This window comes from Furfurilactobacillus milii (assembly GCF_009864005.1).
Lineage (GTDB): Bacteria > Bacillota > Bacilli > Lactobacillales > Lactobacillaceae > Furfurilactobacillus > Furfurilactobacillus rossiae_B.
Genome location: NZ_WEZQ01000019.1, coordinates 220,828 through 236,350 on the forward strand (window position 1 = coordinate 220,828; position 15,523 = coordinate 236,350).

General features: G+C 42.0%; 20 protein-coding genes. 19 read left to right on the forward strand and 1 reads right to left on the reverse strand.

The window, feature by feature from the left end:
- From GB993_RS10960 to GB993_RS11035, 16 genes are all read left to right on the forward strand, one after another.
- Entirely contained in the window at positions 1-1,074 is a 1,074-nt protein-coding gene (locus GB993_RS10960; protein ID WP_161004316.1) for a S66 family peptidase, read from the forward strand.
- 141 nt (positions 1,075-1,215) lie between these two features.
- Positions 1,216-1,959: a YebC/PmpR family DNA-binding transcriptional regulator gene (locus GB993_RS10965; RefSeq protein WP_161000889.1), complete on the forward strand. Its 744-nt coding sequence runs from the start codon at positions 1,216-1,218 to the stop codon at positions 1,957-1,959.
- 138 nt (positions 1,960-2,097) lie between these two features.
- Positions 2,098-3,096, forward strand: coding sequence for a competence type IV pilus ATPase ComGA (comGA, locus tag GB993_RS10970; RefSeq protein ID WP_161004317.1), 999 nt, complete (start codon positions 2,098-2,100; stop codon positions 3,094-3,096).
- Positions 3,023-4,102, forward strand: coding sequence for a type II secretion system F family protein (locus GB993_RS10975; protein ID WP_161004318.1), 1,080 nt, complete (start codon positions 3,023-3,025; stop codon positions 4,100-4,102). Before comGA ends, GB993_RS10975 begins: the two co-directional genes overlap by 74 nt.
- Positions 4,102-4,449, forward strand: coding sequence for a competence type IV pilus major pilin ComGC (comGC, locus tag GB993_RS10980; RefSeq protein ID WP_161004319.1), 348 nt, complete (start codon positions 4,102-4,104; stop codon positions 4,447-4,449). The genes GB993_RS10975 and comGC overlap by 1 nt, the downstream gene beginning before the upstream one ends.
- Positions 4,436-4,864, forward strand: coding sequence for a pilus assembly FimT family protein (locus GB993_RS10985; RefSeq protein ID WP_161004320.1), 429 nt, complete (start codon positions 4,436-4,438; stop codon positions 4,862-4,864). Before comGC ends, GB993_RS10985 begins: the two co-directional genes overlap by 14 nt.
- Positions 4,845-5,087: a hypothetical protein gene (locus GB993_RS10990; RefSeq protein WP_161004321.1), complete on the forward strand. Its 243-nt coding sequence runs from the start codon at positions 4,845-4,847 to the stop codon at positions 5,085-5,087. The genes GB993_RS10985 and GB993_RS10990 overlap by 20 nt, the downstream gene beginning before the upstream one ends.
- Positions 5,047-5,499, forward strand: coding sequence for a competence type IV pilus minor pilin ComGF (locus GB993_RS10995; RefSeq protein WP_161004322.1), 453 nt, complete (start codon positions 5,047-5,049; stop codon positions 5,497-5,499). The genes GB993_RS10990 and GB993_RS10995 overlap by 41 nt, the downstream gene beginning before the upstream one ends.
- Positions 5,489-5,815 carry a hypothetical protein gene (locus GB993_RS11000; protein ID WP_161004323.1) on the forward strand — a complete coding sequence of 109 codons (327 nt, stop codon included), beginning with the start codon at positions 5,489-5,491 and terminating at the stop codon, positions 5,813-5,815. Before GB993_RS10995 ends, GB993_RS11000 begins: the two co-directional genes overlap by 11 nt.
- 88 nt (positions 5,816-5,903) lie before the next feature.
- Positions 5,904-6,914, forward strand: a complete 1,011-nt coding sequence (locus GB993_RS11005; protein ID WP_162854121.1) for a class I SAM-dependent methyltransferase — start codon at positions 5,904-5,906, stop codon at positions 6,912-6,914.
- Positions 6,915-6,960: 46 nt separating this feature from the next.
- Positions 6,961-8,145, forward strand: coding sequence for an acetate/propionate family kinase (locus GB993_RS11010; RefSeq protein ID WP_161000896.1), 1,185 nt, complete (start codon positions 6,961-6,963; stop codon positions 8,143-8,145).
- A gap of 233 nt (positions 8,146-8,378) precedes the next feature.
- Positions 8,379-9,770 carry an amino acid permease gene (locus tag GB993_RS11015; RefSeq protein WP_161004324.1) on the forward strand — a complete coding sequence of 464 codons (1,392 nt, stop codon included), beginning with the start codon at positions 8,379-8,381 and terminating at the stop codon, positions 9,768-9,770.
- 169 nt (positions 9,771-9,939) lie between these two features.
- Positions 9,940-10,551 (forward strand): metallophosphoesterase, encoded by a 612-nt coding sequence (locus GB993_RS11020; protein ID WP_161004325.1) that lies wholly within the window; start codon positions 9,940-9,942, stop codon positions 10,549-10,551.
- Positions 10,552-10,601: 50 nt separating this feature from the next.
- Complete coding sequence (locus GB993_RS11025) at positions 10,602-11,324, forward strand: YutD-like domain-containing protein (RefSeq protein WP_161004326.1); 723 nt, start codon at positions 10,602-10,604, stop codon at positions 11,322-11,324.
- Between the two features lie 12 nt (positions 11,325-11,336).
- Positions 11,337-12,125, forward strand: coding sequence for a TIGR01457 family HAD-type hydrolase (locus GB993_RS11030; RefSeq protein WP_161004327.1), 789 nt, complete (start codon positions 11,337-11,339; stop codon positions 12,123-12,125).
- The gene (locus GB993_RS11035) at positions 12,122-12,772 is read left to right on the forward strand and encodes a TIGR01906 family membrane protein (RefSeq protein WP_161004328.1); all 651 of its coding nucleotides are present in this window, start codon (positions 12,122-12,124) and stop codon (positions 12,770-12,772) included. The genes GB993_RS11030 and GB993_RS11035 overlap by 4 nt, the downstream gene beginning before the upstream one ends.
- A gap of 66 nt (positions 12,773-12,838) precedes the next feature.
- Here the strand turns inward: GB993_RS11035 and GB993_RS11040 are convergent, their stop codons facing one another.
- Positions 12,839-13,480: a VTT domain-containing protein gene (locus GB993_RS11040; protein ID WP_161004329.1), complete on the reverse strand. Its 642-nt coding sequence runs from the start codon at positions 13,478-13,480 to the stop codon at positions 12,839-12,841.
- A 358-nt stretch (positions 13,481-13,838) separates the two neighbouring features.
- Between GB993_RS11040 and GB993_RS11045 the strand changes: the two genes are divergently transcribed.
- From GB993_RS11045 to GB993_RS11055, 3 genes are read left to right on the forward strand one after another with little or no spacing between them, the layout of a single operon-like run.
- Positions 13,839-14,423, forward strand: a complete 585-nt coding sequence (locus GB993_RS11045) for a peptidylprolyl isomerase (RefSeq protein ID WP_162854107.1) — start codon at positions 13,839-13,841, stop codon at positions 14,421-14,423.
- 23 nt (positions 14,424-14,446) lie between these two features.
- Entirely contained in the window at positions 14,447-14,827 is a 381-nt protein-coding gene (locus tag GB993_RS11050) for a CvfD/Ygs/GSP13 family RNA-binding post-transcriptional regulator (RefSeq protein ID WP_161004330.1), read from the forward strand.
- Between the two features lie 33 nt (positions 14,828-14,860).
- Positions 14,861-15,226 carry a hypothetical protein gene (locus tag GB993_RS11055; protein WP_161000903.1) on the forward strand — a complete coding sequence of 122 codons (366 nt, stop codon included), beginning with the start codon at positions 14,861-14,863 and terminating at the stop codon, positions 15,224-15,226.
- Positions 15,227-15,523: the final 297 nt, after the last annotated feature.

Sequence of the window (15,523 nt, forward strand, 5' to 3'; positions counted from 1 at the left end):
ATGTTTAAGCCTACTCAATTAAAACGAGGTGATCGCATTGCCGTGGTGAGTTTGTCAGGTGGTGGGTTAGGTGACGAATCCTTTAAGCATGAACAACAGTTAGGAGACCAGAGATTACGGGCCATCGGCTTGGTTCCTGTGTATATGAAGCATGCATTGATGGGTAGTGCTTTCTTGCACAATCATCCTGAAGCACGTGCAGCAGATTTGCAGCAGGCCTTTGCCGACGATTCAGTTCAGGGTGTTTTAGCGGCAATTGGTGGAGATGATACGTATCGTTTGCTGCCATATTTGTGTGAGGACGACACATTCATCAATTTGGTACATATGCATCCTAAAGTGTTTATGGGATTTTCAGATACCACTATCAATCATTTAATGTTTCATAAAATTGGTTTGGAGACCTTTTATGGACCCAGTTTTCTATCAGACTTTGCAGAGTTAGGGCCACAAATGCTGCAGTATACGAAGGACGAGTTTATGCATGTCTTTCATAATCCAGCGGCCACAAAAATTATTGGTAGTTCAAAGTGGTATGAAAGTCGTCATGATTTTTCTACAGATGCAATTGGGACTCTTCCAATCGAGCATGATGAAACACATGGTTATGTCGTGCTTCGGGGCCACGGTGTTGTCTGTGGTCGGTTGCTTGGTGGTTGTTTAGATAGCTTCTATGATTTATTAACGAATACGCGGTACGCCGATGAGGCGCAGGTGGCAACTAAATTTCAACTCATTCCACCGGCGACAGAGTGGCAAGACAAGATTCTGTTTATTGAAACCAGTGAAGAACAACCAGCCCCATCGCTGTACAAAAAAATGCTCACACGATTGGATCAAGTTGGTATCCTGAGATCAGTAAGGGGTATTTTAGTTGGTAAACCTCAAGATGAAAGCTACTTTAGGGATTATCAACGGTTATTATTGAATGCAACGGAATGTTACCAAACGCCAATCTTGTTTAACTTAAACTTTGGGCACGCATACCCACGAACAATTTTACCTTATGATGCCACGACTGCAGTCGATTTTGATCAGGCAACAGTCACGGTTGAAGAACCTTATTTTAAGTGAGATGACAGACGTGTAATCTAGTGGCGGGAGTTCGTTTGTGATTATCTGGTTAAATGATTGAACCGACCGCGGCCCAGTGGTATAGTGTATAGGGTTATTTTTTGCTCAAAAATCATACTAACTATCAAAGGAGTGCTGAACATGTCAGGACATTCAAAATGGCATAATATTCAGGGTCGTAAAAACGCCCAGGATTCCAAGCGTGGAAAAATTTTCCAAAAAATATCACGTGACTTATACCAAGCCGCAAAAACTGGTGGTGCCGACCCTGACGGAAACGCACAACTACGGTTAGTCATGGAAAAAGCGCGTGCTGCTAACATGCCTAAAGACGTTGTTAAACGTGCTTTGGACAAAGCGACTGGTGCTGGTGGTCAAAAGTTTGAAGAAATCACTTACGAAGGTTACGGACCTGGTGGTACTGCCATCATGGTTGCTGCTTTGACAGATAATAAAAACCGAACTGCTTCGGCAATTCGTTCTGCCTTTACTCATCATGGTGGTGCATTAGGGGCCTCAGGTTCTGTGGCATTCATGTTTAACCGCCGTGGGTACATTGTAATCCTACGTGATGGTTTAGATGCTGACGAGGATACCATGTTAATGGACGCACTGGATGCCGGTGCTGACGACATGAATACGACTGATGATGCATTTGAAATTTACACGGATCCAACACAATTGGCTGCAGTTCGTGATGCCTTACAAGAAAAGGGCTTTGATTTGGATACTGCCGAAATTACAATGATTCCGGAAAATGTAACCAAGGTTCCAAGTGACAAGGCTAAGCAATACGTCAATTTGATTGATGAGTTGAGCGACAATGACGACGTTTCAGATGTCTATGAAGCAGCTGAAGTTGCTGACGAGGATCTCGCTGAATAGGCGTTTTCAAAACTCGAATTAAATAGTGCAAGCTAAGACATGATTCTTTTTGAATCATGTCTTTTTTGTCTTTTTTTGACATCGGCAAACAACGGGGTCACTTTTTGCGTATGTAAAGGGTATGAAAGGAGTGATGAGATGCAACCAGCAGAAAAAATGACGCATACGTTGACTCAGGCAATTGCCAAACATGCAAGTGATGTGTATTTTTTTCCAAAGTTTCAAGGTTACGAGATTGTCTGCCATACGGTCACCGGAATTGAAAAGATGGGGGAGTTGAGTTGTGAGCAGGCAGAACAACTTATTGCATACGTTAAGTATGAGGCGAATATGTCAATTAGTGAACGCAGGCGCCCACAACTGGGAGCACTACACGTTCGAGTTGATAGGGTGCAAGTTCACCTGAGACTTTCGACGGTCGGGGATTTTCAAGACCGTGAGTCGATGGTGATTCGAATTATTTATGCTTTGGCGGAGGTGAGTCATGCAGTTCGGCAAAATAAACAGTGGCCAGCAATTCGTGGACTTACAAATTCGGCCGGACTAGTTGTCCTTAGTGGTCCGATGGGCTCTGGAAAAACAACCACAATCTATCAATTAGCGCATGAACGGCAAACGGACTCAGTAGTGCTGTCCATTGAGGACCCAGTAGAAATCGAAGAGCCAGATTTTTTGCAATTACAAGTGAACGAACTTGCTGGCATGACCTATGATGCCCTTTTGAAGTTAGCGCTACGACATCGACCAGATGTTTTTATAATTGGTGAAATTCGAGACGAGCAAACGGCACGGGTGGCAATCAAGGCAGCTTTGAGTGGCCATTTAGTGTTATCCACAGTTCATGCTCAAAGTGCGCCTGGTGTCGTTGGCCGGTTAACACAGTTGGGCATTGCCAAAAACGACTTAGAACAGGCAATTGCAGGAGTATGTTATCAGCGATTGTTACCGGGGCGGCACCAGCCAGTGACAATATACGACTGGTTAACACGTGAAGAATTATTTAGTGAAGCCAGCCCATTTTTCAATGGTCAACAAAGGAAAACACAAATGACAAGGAGGTGGCATGATGCGCTCAGAGAAGCAGTTGACGACGGTTTGGTGGCCCCAGAGGTGGCTCAAAGATATCAGGCTGGCTAGTTGGCGCAAGCGTGGAGCAATACGGCAATTGTCAGGACCACAGACTGCACAATTATTCAGTCTAATGGCTGACGTATTGACCGCAGGATTTTCATTGCGTGAAGGATTAAATTTTGCACGAGTGATGCTGCCCAAAATGCATCAAACAATCGCAGACATTCAGAATCGATTGGCCCAGGGAATTCAGTTTGCTGAGGCAATGCGTCCGTTTGTTTCTGTCGACTGTTTTTATCAAATAAAAATTGCTGAAGAAAATGGCGAATTGATTTCAGTTTTGACGAACCTGGGTAATTTTTTGGCTGTTAAGGTTCGCCAACAACAAAAGATTCGTGCAGTATTGCGGTATCCAATGGGCATTCTGATTTGTTTGGGCCTGTTAATTGTGGCCGTCAAACAGTTATTGCTACCAGAATTATCTGGTCTGGGTGCAAAACAGTTATTGATTCCTAGCATCGGATGGCCGTTAAGAGTGGGTTTAATATTTTTTATCACTGGCATCATCATTGTGGGATGGCGTTTTTGGCATCTGCCGAGGTTACGCCAATTACAAGTGTCATGTAAATTGCCCATCATTGGCCCACTTTTGAAAATGTATTGGCATTACTATTTATCACTTAACTTGAGTCTGCTATTAAATAGTGGCATGCAGTCACATGATGTTATGAAATTATTGCAAACGTATGAAGCAAAGTCGTTATTACGCCAGTTGGCTGATCAATTAAATGATCATTTGATGGAAGGCGCTAAATTGAACACTTTCGTCGATCGTTACCGTTTTATACCGGCAACGTTTAAAGTCTTTTTCAACAAAGGTTTGAGTAATCGTGAAATTGCTAAAGATCTCAAAGTAGATGCTCAACTAACTTACCACCGTTTGTTTAATCGGATAGAGGGCTTGATTGGGCTGATTCAGCCATTACTATTTGGTGTCATCGGGTTAGGCATTGTCGGTGTCTATCTCAGCATTCTGTTGCCGCTTTACCACACAATAGGAGGATTATCATAATGATAAAAAAATTGAAAAGCTATGCCCCAAAAACGCGGGTTAAACAACGGCAGGCCTTTACGTTAATTGAAATGGCCATTGTTCTATTTATTATTTCACTGTTGATTCTGATCATCGTGCCGAACTTAACGGCATCTCGTCGCAATGCTACTAAAACCCATGGGGAAGCCATGACACAGGTAGTTCAAACACAAGTAGATCTTTATCAGAATGATAACGGTGATAAGGACGTGACCTTTGATGAACTTCAGACGGGAAATTATCTCACGGGTAAGCAAGTTTCGAAGGCCAAGGATGAGGGCATTGAAATCCACAATAATGTGGCAGCCGTGGATGTTAAAAAATAGGTCGGCATTTACATTGGTTGAAAGTTTGTTAGTCCTTGCAGTTACGACAGCAATTCTAGGAATTGGTGTGCAAACGTTTAAAGTGACTCGTGAGCGCCAGGCCGAAACTCAGTTTTTTGAAACACTAGTGAGTCTATTTGAACGGGCCAAAATGCATACGATGTTGGGACGCCTAGTTACAGAAATTAACATCGATGATCGAAAAGTTGTTTACAAGGAAACTTATCATCAACCACAAACAATCAAAATGCCGTCAACCTTATCCGTGACAAAGACATCACCTAAAATCTTGATCATCAAGGATGAAATGATTGCGCCAAGAAGAATTGTGTTAACGTCCTCACTAGGCGAAGAGTACGCGATTAAACCACAACTGGGATGGGGGATTATTCACATTGAAAAACTCAAACGTTAGTCAACGAGCTGGCTTTGTTATGGTCGAGGCAATGTTGGCTTTGGCGCTAGCGCTCAGTGCTTGTACGCTAGTAATGGGGGTCACACAACAAATGAACACTCGACTAACTTTCGAACGACAGCGTACAAAAAAGGCCCGTTTACGCTACGAAAAAACAAGTCGACAGTTAGGTGAGGTTATGAATGGTAAGCGTGAGGTCAAGGCCAGCGTTCACAATAGTTGAAACTTTGTGGGGGCTAACAATCGGTGTGCTGGTATTGTTTACCGTGGCATTAACGTTGCAACAATTGCGGTATAATGCCTCGAATGAATATCAAAGCATTCACCAGCTGGATAACACTGTTATGCATTTAGGAAATCCAGAAGAAAAATTTCGGTTTGAAAGCCAGCAGGACAATGAGGTTAGGATGATTGGGCAAACGCATAAGGGCGTTGTTCAGCATTATCGCTTAGTTGCTAAGCGAAACAGCCTTATTATGACAACAACTAAGGGTGGTTATATGCCATTAGTAGAAAACATATCAGACATTTCGATGATGTATGCGAATGGTTGTTTGACCATCTCGTTTAAAACACGTCATCATCGACAAGTAAGCAGAACAACGTTCCTTCCGGAGGCTAGTCTTGAAAGTTAGCGGTGATACAAAATTACGAACAGCGTTTGTTATGCCAACCGCCATTTTTTTGATGACTATGACGCTGACTATTTTGCTCATTCAGTTAATGACGTATGAGTCGACTATTTATGCCCAAAGAAATGAACGAAAATATTGGCAGATTCAAACAATCGTGAACGAAGTCAGTCTGATGCAGGCAAGGCATTCCCAGCAAATCAGCTTTTCTTTTTCTGAGGGGAAAGCCACGTTAAAAAATTCACAAATAAAAATAATTTTAACAAGTGGAGAAACCGCGTCCTATCAAGTTTGGGAGCGGAAACATAACTTGAAATAACTGACATAAATCGGTATCCTTAACAAGGACATCGATTTTTGTTTTTGATGTAATTAAAAAAGAAAAATTTTTAAAGAGGTGAGTAGCGCTGTCACAAGAACAGGCACAAACACTTTATCAAACACTTGATCAAGCGATTGGGATTTTACAGACACAGCTGGAAACGAGTTATTTAGACGCCTTTATTGAAGTGGGTGACGATCTTATTGACGGCGGTCAGGTCAGAGTTGAGAATGGTCGGCCTGATACGGAAGCGGTCGAAAAGTTAACAGCTTTGTATCGTCAGATTAAGTTAAATCAACTAGATGAAGAAACCATCCGACGTGGCCTCCAATTAGTCCTATTGAAGGATGTCGAGACCGATGCAGTTGATGCTAATCATCAGCTGACACCGGATACCATTGGCTTTTTGGTTGCATATTTGGCCAGTCGCGTTATTCATCGCGACCAGTTAAATCTGTTGGATCTTACAGTGGGTACAGGTAACTTACTGACGACAGTTATTAATCAACTAGCTGAGTCAAACTCGGTAAAAATCAGCAGTTTTGGTGTTGATAACGATGATTCTATGCTCGCGGCGGCCAATGTTGTCGGCACCTTGCAGAAACACGATATTCAATTGTTTCATCAAGATGCGTTAGATCCATTAGTGATGCCTAAGGCAGACCTAGTGGTGAGTGACTTACCGGTGGGGTATTACCCCTTGGATGAACACGCCAAACAGTTTAAAACGGCAGCCCAATCAGGACATTCGTATGTGCATCATTTACTTCTTGAACAAGCTGTTAATCAGTTAACACCCGGCGGCTGGGGGATTTTCCTTGTTCCTAGTGAACTATTCACATCTGTTGAGGCCAAGGGATTGGTTGAGTGGATTCAAACGGAGGCACACCTTCAGGGACTACTCAACTTGCCGACAGAACTATTTATTAATAAGGCTGCTCGCAAGGCCATTTTGATGCTTCAGAAAAAGGGCGGCAATGCAAAACAGGCCGGTCAGGTTCTATTGGGTGAATTTCCATCATTTAAGGATTCAAACGCTGTCCGCCAGTTCACCAATCAAATTGATAACTGGGTAGCAGCAAATATTCAAAAATAGTTTCGTTTCATAAATTTGATAAGTAACTAAAAGGAGAATCGCGCACATGGCAAAAACAATCGCAGTTAACGCAGGTAGTTCAACTTTAAAGTTCCAACTTTTCGACATGCCTTCGGAAGAGGTTATTGCAAAGGGGCTAGTGGACCGAATCGGTTTAGCAGAAGGCTCATTTACAATTGACTATGGTGATGGTCAACACTTTAAAATTGAACAGCCCTTTAAAGATCACAAGGTTGCTATCAACGTTTTGTTGAAAGAACTTATTGATCTGAAAGTTATCGGCAGTTTTGATGAAATTACTGGTGTTGGACACCGTGTGGTTGCTGGTGGTGAATTCTTCAAGGACTCAGTTGTGATTGATGATGATGTCTTAGCGAAGATTGATGAGTTAGCTGAATATGCACCATTGCACAATCCTGCCAATGCAACAGGCATCCGTGCTTTCCGTGAAGTTTTGCCAAATGCAACTGCAGTCGCCGTTTTTGATACGTCATTCCACAGCACAATGCCTGAAGAAAACTACTTGTATTCAATCCCTTACGAATACTACGAGAAGTTTGGTGCCCGTCGCTATGGTGCACATGGTACAAGTCATCGCTATGTTTCCGCTCGGGCCGCTGAAATTCTGGGTAAACCATTGTCAGACTTAAAAGTCATTACGTTGCATTTAGGGGCAGGTGCCTCAATTGACGCGATTAAAAATGGTGAATCGATTGATACATCCATGGGCTTTACACCACTAGCAGGAATTACAATGGCAACCCGTTCAGGGGATGTGGATCCTTCGCTGGTTACGTTCCTTCAACAAAAGTTGGGAATTACTAACCCTGAAGCGATGATTGACATTTTGAACAAGAAGTCTGGTTTGCTTGGTATTTCTGGTACGTCTGGTGATATGCGTGATCTACAAACAAGTGATGATCACCGGGCTCAATTGGCCATCAAGATTTTTGTTAACCGCATTGTGAAGTATGTCGGTTCATACATTGCTGAAATGGGTGGTGTTGACGCGTTGGTATTTACTGCCGGAATCGGTGAAAACGCGAAGGCCATTCGTGCTGCAGTGGTTAATGCGTTTAATTATGCTGGTATCAAGATCGATGATGAACGTAATGACATTCATGGCAAAGAAGCGATTATTTCGACAGATGATTCAACGGCAAAGGTCTTATTGATTCCAACTGATGAGGAGTTAATGATTGCGCGTGACGTTGAGAGATTGAAGAAATAATTGAGCGTGATTAGTACGATTAACGGATATAGTTAAGATAAAGAGAGAGTTAGCTGGCATATTTTTTCACTGTCAGTTAACTCTTTTTTTAGTACCTGAAATATTGAGATGAATTATTTTCACCTTTCCTGTGAAATCGTTTCGTTTGTTCATTATGAAAAACGCTCGTATAATATAATTTATGAATTAGTGAGTGCTAATTTTAAACGGACATACGGAAAGTAGAGGATTCGATGGCAGAAAATCAAACGGATCAGCAAGAATTATCACGATCATTAAAAAGTCGGCACGTACAACTTATCGCGCTAGGTGGAACAATTGGGACTGGGCTGTTTTTAGGGGCTGGACAATCCATTCATTTGGCGGGGCCGGCCATTATTTTAGTGTATATGTTGACCGGATTGATGTGTTTTTGGTTGATGCGTGCCTTAGGTGAGTTGCTCATGTCGGATTTGTCGCAACACTCATTTATCGACTTTATTGACCGCTACATAGGTAAACGCACTGGCTTTGTGGTTGGCTGGACCTACTGGGTGTCATGGATCACAATTGCCATGGCAGAAATCACGGCTGCTGGATTGTACTTTCAGTTTTGGTTTCCGAAAGTACCACAGTGGTTACCAGGTTTTGTGATTTTAATTGTGTTGTTGTGTTTAAACTTAATCACTGTAGAGGCGTTTGGTGAGGCAGAATTTTGGTTTGCCATTATTAAAATTGTAGCGATTATTGCGCTAATTGTTGGCGGGTTGGCGATGATCTTTCTTTCGATTAAAACGCCTGTTGGTCATGCTTCTTTTGGCAACTTGTTTCGCGATGGAGGCTTTTTCGCTAAGGGTGTAAAGGGCTTTGTTCTGTCATTTCAAATGGTGGTGTTTGCGTTTGTCGGAATTGAAATGGTGGGGATGACTGCGTCTGAAACGGCCAATCCACATGAAGTCATTCCAAAGGCAATCAATGAAATCCCCATGCGGGTTATCCTGTTCTATGTGGGTTCGTTGTTAGTTATTATGAGCATTTATCCGTGGTCTTACGTGTCACCATCTAGCAGTCCATTTGTTCAAGTCTTTCAAAACGTTGGAATTAAGGCGGCGGCTGGTATTATTAATTTTGTTGTGCTGACCGCGGCTGCATCTGCATGTAATAGTTCTTTGTTTACAACTGGTCGGATGCTTTACTCATTGACGTATGGTGGTAAATCACGTTTTTCCAAACGGATGAGTAAGTTATCTTCACATCAAGTGCCAGCTAATGCATTACGTTTCTCAACTTTGATTATTGCCATCGCGGTAGTTTTGAATTTCTTATTTCCTGCTGGTGTATTTACCTTTATTTCCAGTGTTGCCACAACGTGTTTTATTCTCATTTGGGGGCTGATTATCGTTGCGCACTTGAGATATCGGCAATCAATGAAGGCACAACATCTTCCATTGGCTGATTTCAAAATGCCATTTGCACCATTAACTGATTACCTAGTATTGATCTTTCTTGGTTTCGTAGCGGTTGTGATGTTATTTAAGACGGAAACATTGATTGCACTTATTGGCGCTGTAGCTTGGTTTATCTTTTTGTTTGTGGCTAAGTCAATTAGCATGAAGGCTGAGTCCGAAATGGCACAACATGATTGATGATTAAATAAATTTTTAAAGCCATTACCTTGCCGTTTGAACGGACAGATAATGGCTTTTGTTTTGTCATTTTATAATGAAGCATTAAGCAGGGGCAGGCGGTCTCGACAAGGTGGTTCATGTTAACATGTGGTACAATAAATAGACGAAATTGACGGGAGGTTTGCAGATGCGGTATTTTACGTCGGACACACATTTTTATCATAAAGAGTTACTAGGGATGAACGACTTCGCTCCGCGACCTTTTTTGACCGTTGAAGACATGAACGAAACCATTATTAAAAATTGGAATTCTGTCGTTACAGACACGGATACGGTTTATCATTTAGGCGATATCGCGATGTACTTTACGCGACCAGCTGTCACGTCACACATTGCGGTGAATGACATTTTGCATCGGTTGAATGGTCACATTGTGTTGATTAAGGGTAATCATGATAACCGTGCGTTGTTCAAATATTTGGCAGCGCATAATGAAACCATGATGGATGGCAAACCTAAGTTTGAATTCCATGATGTTGGCGCGTATTTGAAATATGATCACCGACAGTATTATTTAACACACTACCCATTTTCCATGGGGATTGTTGGTAACATTATCAATTTGCATGGTCACATTCACCATTATGCTTTTCCGGCCAAGGAAAATATTAATGTTGGTGTTGATACACCTGAAAAAAGCTATATTGATCACGAAATTCCATTTGGTCGACCATTTTCGTTTGCAGAAATTGAGCAAATGATTGAGGGCAAGGCGATTGATTATAAAAAGCGTCATTAATTGATTGTAAAATATGATATGTAACTATTGTTGTAACAAAGGTTAGGAAGGTGATCGTTATCGATCGTGAACACATCCAAGAGCTTGCTCAGGAAGCTCAGGAAAAGCGAGCTGCGATGTTTACCATTGTTCGTGAAAACGAGCAACAATTTTTTATTAATGGGCATCCATACGAATTAGTGACTAATTTTCACGATGCGTTTGATGTGCATAAATTTGCTGAGCGATATAGTACTGTTTTGAGTAAGTATGATTTCTTGGTCGGGGATTGGGGATTTGATCAACTTCGGTTAAAAGGCTTTTATGCTGCTAAAAAACGCAATGTACCAGTGAGTCAAACGATAACGGCACTACAAGATTATCTATATGAGTATTGTAATTTTGGTTGTGCCTATTTTGTGCTTCATAATTTAGACGTTGAAATTGAGCAACAAGATCGACCACAAAAGGAAGAACATCAACGTTCCCATCGTTCAAGACGGCGTCGAAGCAATGGTAGTCAGGAAACTAAAACGACCCAAACAGCGCGGAAAAATGATGGCTCGACAAATCAGCGGAATCAAAAGCAGAACGGACAACAGCGTCATCAGTTTGAAACGCATCATAAAAAAGAAACAGCTTACACGAAGGAACGTACAGTTAGTAAAGCAACGCGGCCCACTGGTCATAGTGGACAGCAAGTTCAGTCTACGCAAAACAAACGACCTTCGCGGCGTCATTTTACAATTAGACAAAAATCGCATTCGCAGGCTCAGAATAACGATAAACAGTGAGGATCTTGAAGGATGAAACGTTATTCAGGTTATTTTATTGATTTAGATGGCACAATCTACCAGGGAACTAAGGAAATTAAGACGGCCCAAACGTTTATGCAACGGCTGATTGATAGTGAGATTCCCTATTTGTTTGTAACAAACAATTCTACGCGCAGTCCTGAAGATGTTGCGGAAAATCTGCGCGCACATCACCACATCGCTACAACGGCCGCACATGTGTACACGACTGCTTTGGCTACAGCGGACTATTTGCGTCGTTTAGCGGCAGATAAACCATTAACTGCCTATGTTATTGGGGAACGTGGACTTCAGGACGCACTGCGTAACGTTGGCTTTGCACTTGTTGCTGATGCGTCGTTTGCACCAACGTTTACGGTTGTAGGACTTGATCGTGAGGTTACCTATGAAAAATTCGTACAGGCGGTGTTGGCTATTCAGCATGGCTCACGGTTCGTAGGGACTAATCTGGATACTAATATTCCAAATCAGCGGGGGATGTTGCCGGGCGCTGGAGCGGTTGTCGATTTTGTCCGTTACGCAACAGGAAAGAAGCCAATCACCATCGGTAAACCCGCTAAAATCATCATGAATGAGGCGCTCAACAGGATTCAATTGCCACGAGAAGATGTGCTGATGATTGGGGATAATTTGCATACAGATATTATGGCCGCAAAGAATGCCAACATGGACTCTCTACTGACACTGACAGGGCTAACTAAACAGGCGCCGGCGAGTGATGCAGATATTGTTCCGACGTATGTGGTGTCAGATTTAACTAAATGGCGGTTAAACGGATGATTATTAAAAAAGTAAACCACTGGCTGCGCTATTTGTGCGGCTGGTTTTTTATCTTAACAAGTTCAATTTTTCTGACAGTTCACGCTGTCTGGTTGTATCGCATCATGTTATCAACCACAACAATCTTGCATGATGTGAATTTGAATCGGCAAGCGATGCTGAAAAATTATTATCAGTTACTCCATTACTTAGATTTTCCGTGGGTGGAGCGGTTGCACATGAGTAATTTTACTGATTCGGCGGGAGCGCTCAAACATTTTGCGGACGTAAAGACATTATTGTTACTCAATAATGTCGTTCTGATTGTAACGGTGATAGTTACGGCATGGGGACTGTGGCGGATGTATCGGGAAAGCCGTTTATGGCAGTTGATTATTCCGATGCGGATTGCGTTGCCAGTTGCTCCCGTTGTTGCAGTGATCATGAGCTTGAATTTTGAAAGCTTTTTTATCACATTTCATAAACTGCTGTTTAGAAACGATGATTGGTTATTTGACCCCAATCAGGATGCGATTATTAATGCGTTGCCCGCCAGTTTTTTTCTCGCCTGTTTCGGATTGTTTTTTGTTCTGATTGAAACGTGGCTAATCGTTGGCATGCTAGTTGGTCAGCATAATTTAAGACACGGACTCGTTTTGAAACACTAAAAAGCACGTCGTTTAGCACTGTGTGAAATCACAGTATGCTAAGCGACGTGCTTTTATTTGGTGAAATTATGAAGCCTTAACCTTCCCACGAATATAACCTACTACGGCAGGAATCAACGAGATGATGATGATGCCTAAGACAACTGCGGAGAAGTGCGCTTTGACAAACGGAATGTTACCAAAGAAGTACCCCCCAGCGGAGCATAGGGTTACCCATGAAATACAGCCGATCAGTGAAAAACGGATAAAGCGGCGGTATGGCATATTACTACCGCCGGCAACAAATGGGGCGAAGGTTCGGATGATTGGCATAAACCGCGCCAGAATGATAGCCATCGCACCATGAGCATTGAAGAACGTTTCTGAACGTTCGAGCGCGTCTTTACGAATCAGTTTGCCAAACAAAGAATGATTCGACAAGGCATGACCAACGCGCTGACCGATGATAAAGTTAAGTGAATCACCGGAGATACAGGCTATTAGAAATAAAATGACAAAGGTCCAAATATTCAGGTGATATAAGCTGTTTGCAGCTAGAGCGCTAGCCGCAAAGACTAGTGAGTCACCAGGCAGGAACGGTAGAATAACCGCACCGGTTTCAATAAAGATAATGGCAAACAGAATAAGGTACGTCCAGTTACCGAAGTTATTGACGAGTGAAACAAGGTGTGCGTCAATATGTAAAACGAAATCAATTAGGGTCGACATAGGTAATCCTCTCTAATTTTCAAAAGTAAGTTTGTTAAGATGTCAAATGACAATGGGCTCACTATAGCAGAAATGAGTGGCAAACAAAATAGGCGATTAAGCGAATATATGGAAATTAACAAAAAGTTTCAAAATCACAATGGCGGACTTTCCTAATATTGTCATTGCAATCATAGTGGTGCTGGTTTCAATTACACATGATAAGGAAATATAGAAGAAGTAAGAACAAAAACAGTCACCAACAATTGCATGTCAGCAGCCGGTTGTTTACAATGATAAAGATTTGACATTCTTCAATGAGAATGTGAACAGGAAAATGTATATAAAAATAAAACAAGCTGTAATAAGGAGAATAAAAATGTATCCACAGATTGAAATTGGTGAGGCTAAGGGCCCACAAGTAACACTGCACACGACGATGGGAGATATCAAGTTCCAATTGTTTGAGGACCAGGCACCGAAAACAGTAGCAAACTTTGTTAGTCTTGCTAAAAATGGTTATTATGACGGTGTAAGTTTCCACCGTGTCATTGCTGATTTTATGATTCAAGGTGGCGATCCCACAGGAACTGGTGCCGGTGGTGAAAGCATCTATGGACAAACGTTTGAAGATGAATTTTCAGATAAATTGTTTAACTTTAGAGGCGCGTTATCGATGGCCAATGCTGGTCCAAATACAAACGGCAGTCAATTCTTCATTGTCCAGGCAAGTCGAGTTTCTGCCGATATGATCGGACAATTGAAGGATATGGGATTACCTGATGAAGTTATTGCCAAGTATGAGCAGGGTGGTACACCATGGCTTGATGGACATCATACTGTTTTCGGGCAAGTTATAGAAGGCATGAACGTTGTGGATGAGATGGCTAAGGTTTCAACTAACTATGAGGATCGTCCTGATACGGCAATTTTAATCAACAGTGTCTCCGTGAGCGAAGCGTAATTAATTGCGGGGAGGCGCGGTTTATGAAGTACCAGATTGGTCAAACAGTGACTGGTGTGGTAACTGGGATTCAGCCGTATGGGGCTTTTATTAGTTTAGATGAAACTCATCAAGGGCTCATTCATATTTCAGAGACACATTATGGATTTGTACGTGATATCCATGACTATCTAAAAGTGGGGCAGTCCATAAAGGCTAAAATACTTGATATAGATGAGTACTCACAAAAGATCAGTCTGTCATTACGCTGTTTGGAAGAGGATCAAGAAGATGTACCAGTGGTCAACGCCCGTGATGTGCACAAGCGGTACTGGACAAATTATCATGTTCACACGGGTTTTCAACCAATTTCAGATGCAATGGATGGGTGGCTGGCGGAAGCCCGTCAACGATTTTTGAAGTAATGCTAAGTTGTAAGAGGAGGATGAAAGAGCTTTATGAAACAAGTTGCAGGGACTATTTTGACAATTAATGATGGCACCCCAAGCTTTTTAGTTACAAAGAATGAAGGTAATTACGGCTTTTTCTGCACTAAGGTTTTGGAAGACAAGACTGCGTTGGCAAGTATTCTTGAATGTTTGCACGATGCTTTAGAAGTAGATCTCGAACAATTAAGGTTAAGCGAATTAACAACTTGTGAGATAGCTGAGGCTAATGTGTCGCTGTTTGTTTTTGACCATCTTCAGATTACGTCAGAATTGAAGCAACGTGCGCTTGAGCAGGGTCTTGATTTTGTACAAGGAGATCAGCTACACACGCTATTCCATGATGTTAAGTTTGACTCTGCACCAGTATTTGATTGACCGTAAAGAACTATTTTTCATTTTTTTTGAAATTTGACTTGACCCAGATTCATGTGATTGATATAGTATTACTTGCTGCTACGGAATGTTGATGCAGCAATCATCTGGACCGATTGTGAAACAAAAAAGTTCTTCAACTTTTAATTGACACAGTCAAGTTTGAATGATATTATCAAATAGTTGTCTTGAGGCAACGAAGTAGATCTTTGAAAACTGAACAACGTTTCGACGAATCAAATGTGTAGGGTCTTTGAACGAAAGTTCGAAGCAATTACAATTGTGAAGTCAATTCACTTT

Bases quoted from the DNA above. Each gene is read 5' to 3' on its own strand.
- GB993_RS10960 (WP_161004316.1), top strand. From the start codon at position 1: ATGTTTAAGCCTACTCAATTAAAACGAGGTGATCGCATTGCCGTGGTG.
- GB993_RS10965 (WP_161000889.1), top strand. From the start codon at position 1,216: ATGTCAGGACATTCAAAATGGCATAATATTCAGGGTCGTAAAAACGCC.
- comGA (WP_161004317.1), top strand. From the start codon at position 2,098: ATGCAACCAGCAGAAAAAATGACGCATACGTTGACTCAGGCAATTGCC.
- GB993_RS10975 (WP_161004318.1), top strand. From the start codon at position 3,023: ATGATGCGCTCAGAGAAGCAGTTGACGACGGTTTGGTGGCCCCAGAGG.
- comGC (WP_161004319.1), top strand. From the start codon at position 4,102: ATGATAAAAAAATTGAAAAGCTATGCCCCAAAAACGCGGGTTAAACAA.
- GB993_RS10985 (WP_161004320.1), top strand. From the start codon at position 4,436: ATGTTAAAAAATAGGTCGGCATTTACATTGGTTGAAAGTTTGTTAGTC.
- GB993_RS10995 (WP_161004322.1), top strand. From the start codon at position 5,047: ATGGTAAGCGTGAGGTCAAGGCCAGCGTTCACAATAGTTGAAACTTTG.
- GB993_RS11010 (WP_161000896.1), top strand. From the start codon at position 6,961: ATGGCAAAAACAATCGCAGTTAACGCAGGTAGTTCAACTTTAAAGTTC.
- GB993_RS11015 (WP_161004324.1), top strand. From the start codon at position 8,379: ATGGCAGAAAATCAAACGGATCAGCAAGAATTATCACGATCATTAAAA.
- GB993_RS11020 (WP_161004325.1), top strand. From the start codon at position 9,940: ATGCGGTATTTTACGTCGGACACACATTTTTATCATAAAGAGTTACTA.
- GB993_RS11030 (WP_161004327.1), top strand. From the start codon at position 11,337: ATGAAACGTTATTCAGGTTATTTTATTGATTTAGATGGCACAATCTAC.
- GB993_RS11035 (WP_161004328.1), top strand. From the start codon at position 12,122: ATGATTATTAAAAAAGTAAACCACTGGCTGCGCTATTTGTGCGGCTGG.
- GB993_RS11040 (WP_161004329.1), bottom strand. From the start codon at position 13,480: ATGTCGACCCTAATTGATTTCGTTTTACATATTGACGCACACCTTGTT.
- GB993_RS11045 (WP_162854107.1), top strand. From the start codon at position 13,839: ATGTATCCACAGATTGAAATTGGTGAGGCTAAGGGCCCACAAGTAACA.
- GB993_RS11050 (WP_161004330.1), top strand. From the start codon at position 14,447: ATGAAGTACCAGATTGGTCAAACAGTGACTGGTGTGGTAACTGGGATT.
- GB993_RS11055 (WP_161000903.1), top strand. From the start codon at position 14,861: ATGAAACAAGTTGCAGGGACTATTTTGACAATTAATGATGGCACCCCA.